Annotated in this window: 3 protein-coding genes; all 3 read left to right on the plus strand. The window is 61.9% G+C overall.

What is annotated here, in order from left to right; genetic code table 11:
• Positions 1-1,079: hypothetical protein (locus tag WAW39_RS15855; protein ID WP_422320160.1), on the plus strand; the 1,079-nt coding region annotated here is incomplete at its 5' end.
• A gap of 107 nt (positions 1,080-1,186) precedes the next feature.
• Positions 1,187-2,761, plus strand: coding sequence for a hypothetical protein (locus WAW39_RS15860; RefSeq protein ID WP_422320161.1), 1,575 nt, complete (start codon positions 1,187-1,189; stop codon positions 2,759-2,761).
• Between the two features lie 297 nt (positions 2,762-3,058).
• Positions 3,059-3,787 (plus strand): hypothetical protein, encoded by a 729-nt coding sequence (locus WAW39_RS15865; RefSeq protein ID WP_422320162.1) that lies wholly within the window; start codon positions 3,059-3,061, stop codon positions 3,785-3,787.
• Positions 3,788-3,965: the final 178 nt, after the last annotated feature.

Genomic DNA, 3,965 nt, shown 5'->3' on the forward strand with positions numbered 1-3,965 from the left:
CGGGGGCTGTTTTTGAAAATCTTTCGGAGGCTGCTGCGAGCGCGGTGCTCGACAGCCTGGCTTCTGCCGGAGGCGATGCCGAGGCCGCGGGAGCTGCTTCGCAAGCGGAGGTGATCCCGGGGCTGTCCTCGCTGGACGAGGCGCTGGCGGGTGCGGACCTGGCGCAGATGACGGACGCGCAGATCAGGGATTTTGAGAGCGGTGATCCGGAGCGGGTGGAGGCGGCGCTGGCGGCCGTGCAGCCGCAGGAGGAGCCACGCGGCGGCCAGGGTGAAGAAACGTCTGCGTTTGCTCTGGCGCGTGTCTCCATCAAGGCGCTGAAGCCGGAGGACCGCGCACGCACGGTGCAGGCGCTGGATCTGATCCGCGCTGGCAAAGCGCCGGCGGATGCGTTTGCGGAGGTGTTTGGCAGTCCGGCGCAGGCACAGGCCGGGGATGGTCATGCGCAGGATGAAGCGCCTGGATTTGATGAATCGCAGACGCAGATGGAGGTGCCGCAGGTGGCGGAACTGGAAGAGCACCTGGCGCTGCTGCAGCATCAATACAAGCAGGCGAAGGAGACGTATGATCCTGTGGCGACAGATCTGCTGGAGCAGATGACGGATCTCAAAATCGACCTGCGTGAGGCGCGGCGCGAGGCGGCGGTGGTGAACCATCAATGGCAGGGCCAGCAATCGGAAAGCCACAATCGCATGATGGATCAGTTCTCGGATTTGATCACGGATGAGGACACTGGATTTGTTTCTTACTGTGATGATGAAATTTTGCTTGCAGAGGCAAAAAACGACCCAATCCTTTATCATCCTGACTGGCCTGAGAAGATCGGACGGCGGGTGATCGACAAGTTTTTCAAAGGACATGCGGCGAACAGCCCAGGCCACGCGAAAGGCACGTCACTGATACCGCCAGCGCCGAGACACTCGATGCGGCTGCCCGGTTCACCAGTCGGCCCCGGTTTCTCCGCCGGCGCGCTGTCTCCCCAGACGGCGATGGCGGAAATCGACAAGCTGACACCTGAGCAGCAGGACGCGTTCATCCACAGTCTGGACAGGCTGACCTCCGTCAAAGTGCGGCACTAGCCGGCCTTTTTTTGGACCTAGGATGGTATGAACTGCCGCAAGATACCACACGTTAATCTTCAATCAAAACACAACAGACAACACCTCTCGTTTAGAGACACACATATATGAGCGCCTATCACGCTGAATCAGTCGTATCCACACTCGCAGCCGCCGTCGCGGCTGATCCGTCCGTCGTCGCCAAGGTCTATTCCCAGCAGCTCCGCAAGGGTGCGCGCTCGGTGGATGACTTTGCGATGTTTGAGGGCGGGGAGGGCTCCGGAAAGCCCTTCATCGTTCGCAAGGACATCGCCTCCGCGCATGCGGGAGACGAGGTCAAATTCACTGTCATGAGCCAGCCGCGCGGCCCGGGTGCGCGTGGCGAGCAGCCGCTGCGCGGGAATGAGTCCAGCGTGGACTTCAAGACCTTCGGCTGCGTGGTGGACTTCTGGCGCGATGCCTTCAAGTTCACGAAGAAGCAGCTGAAGTTCATGGCCGGAGGTGGCGGGGTGAAATCCGCCGTGCTGCTGGCCCTGCGCGAAAAGCTGGGACGCCGCCGCATGAACGACATGAAGATGGCGCTCAAGCTGCAGGGCGTGGGCAACACCATCTACCCGAATGCGCGCAAGACGCTGGCCAGCCTGAATGCGCTGGACACGCTGACGCCTTCGGGCATCACGAATGCGATCCCGCAGTGGCGCCGTCTTGGCGGCCGCAGCATCGTGGTGACGAGCAAGCATGGCAGCCCGGTGTACAAGCCGATGGTGTACATTCCTGATGCGGCGATCGCCAGCATCAAGAACTCCAGCAGCTATGAGCAGGCGGCCCTGCACGGCGGCGCACGCAGCAATGAGGAAAACCCGCTCTTCTCCGGCAAGCTGCTGGACTGGAACGGCGTGGGCCTCTTTGAGCATGCGTCTGTGGATCCTGAGAACGATCAGTGCGCTGATCCGCTGGCACCGCGCGCGATGCTCTCCACCGGATTCGGTGTGGACTCCAGCAGCGTGGCCTGTGTTCTCAAGAGCCATGCGACGGACACCAAGACGCCCTACATGGCGTGGATGGGCGGCTATGCCTATGAGTGGTATGAGGGCCAGACGACGAAGGATGCGACCTGGATCGCCTTCTATGCCGCCATCACCTCCGCCACCTACTACGGCTGGATCATCAATCCGGACGGCTCCGTCGGGTTGGTGAGCTGGACGGGCGGCACTGAAGGCAACAACGGTAACCAGATCAAGGTGACCGCGATCCTGAACCCCGACAACACGAACGACAACTCCGGCCTCGGTGTGTCCACGCTGGGGAACTTCATCGCCACCGGGGACACCTGGGGCCTGAACTCCCTGGGCACGGCCTACACGCGTGCGGCGGGTGGTGCGGGCGGCACATCGAACTGCTCTCCGGACTTTGTCTGGACCTCGGAGTTTGATGCGGGCGCCTACATCATTCCGTGCAATGCGAATGGTGCGGTGGACATGTGCAGCCTCATCCTCGGCCAGGACACGGCCGTGCGCGCCTATGTGGGGGATGACCTCCTCGTGGGCGACAAGGACGACTACTCGTTCGTGGATGGCGGCGGCTATGAGACCATCTTTGGCCAGGCACCTTGCATCCGCACGGATGGCAAGACCAGCGGCTACTCGGTGCTGCGCCACGCCGGCCAGCACCCGGGCCTCGAGGTGCCCACTCTGAGCGCGTAACGCGACACAGCGGCCCGCACGGTGTCTTGAAAAAGCGCCGTGCGGGCTAGCAACTCATCTTTCTCCCGCTCTTCCTCCCTTGGTGGCAATGACCAGGCCGAGGGAGGAAGAGTGGGAGAAGATGTCAGAAACTACCACTCTGCTAACCGATTTAACTTTTTAAACTTTTACCTCCTGCCTCCCTTGCGGGTGCGGCCAGTGGCCAGAGCCCCAGGGAGGAAACAGGAGACGAGACAGAATTCCAAGAGGGGCAGGAATGCCCCCGATACCTCAGACCCATTTTACTTTTCACCTTTTATGAAGCCCAACACCACTGCCTGTCCCTCTCTCACCACTGTTATGACCCTGCCGGCGCGCGTTGATTCCGCGCTGCTTGCGAAGCATCGACGCGCGGATGATCCGCTTGTCGTCGTGAAGCTGGTGGGCGTGGGGAACAATGCGCCGTATGATTTTCACGACAAGGGGACGCGCTCCTACATCTTCCGCTTTGAGTCGGCACTGGAGGGGCACATCCTGCGTGTGCCGCTGCACCTGTGGCAGGCAGGGAAGGGGCGCCTGGCGCATGATCTCATGGAACAGCGCCGTCTGCCGCATGCGATGGTGGTGACGCTGGATGCACCGACTGCGGCGAAGCCCACGCAGCTGACGAATCTCACCGAAATGGGCGCAACGGACACGAGCACTGACACCCGAATCGTGGTTGGGCCGGGTGCTGAGCCGACCGTTGCGCCCGCCTCGGCGGAGGAAAAAACGCTGAAGGCCGAGGCGGATGTGAAAGCGCAAGCTGCTGTGGCAGATGCCTCCACTGTTTCCGTGGCTGCCACGAGCGTGCAGGCCGTGGTGCCGCCGCTCATTGCCGGCAGGCCGCTGCATGAGGCGGCGTATGATCTGGTGGAGCCGCCGAAGAGGCTGAAGGCCCTGGCGGCGCTGCTGGGCGTGGCGGAGGATGCGCTGCGCGCGGGCATCGGGCATGCGGATTCACGGATCGAGCTGGCGAATGCGGGCTGGGTGAGGCGGAAGGCGTGAGTGATGCGCCGCAGTTGATGACACTGACATTTTTACTTTGACCAACAATACCAAGAAATAGCACTAACAACCACATGACTATGAAACCACCTGGAATCCACCCATTGACAAATCACCTGCTGCTGGACGTGACGCCGCAGGAGCAGACCACCGCAGCCGGCATCGTGCTGCCCACGGC

Origin of the sequence: Prosthecobacter sp., assembly GCF_049294395.1 — a bacterium.
Lineage (GTDB): Bacteria > Verrucomicrobiota > Verrucomicrobiia > Verrucomicrobiales > Verrucomicrobiaceae > Prosthecobacter.

Excerpts from the sequence above, each read along its gene's own strand:
- WAW39_RS15860 (WP_422320161.1), top strand. The coding sequence starts at position 1,187 with ATGAGCGCCTATCACGCTGAATCAGTCGTATCCACACTCGCAGCCGCC.
- WAW39_RS15865 (WP_422320162.1), top strand. The coding sequence starts at position 3,059 with ATGAAGCCCAACACCACTGCCTGTCCCTCTCTCACCACTGTTATGACC.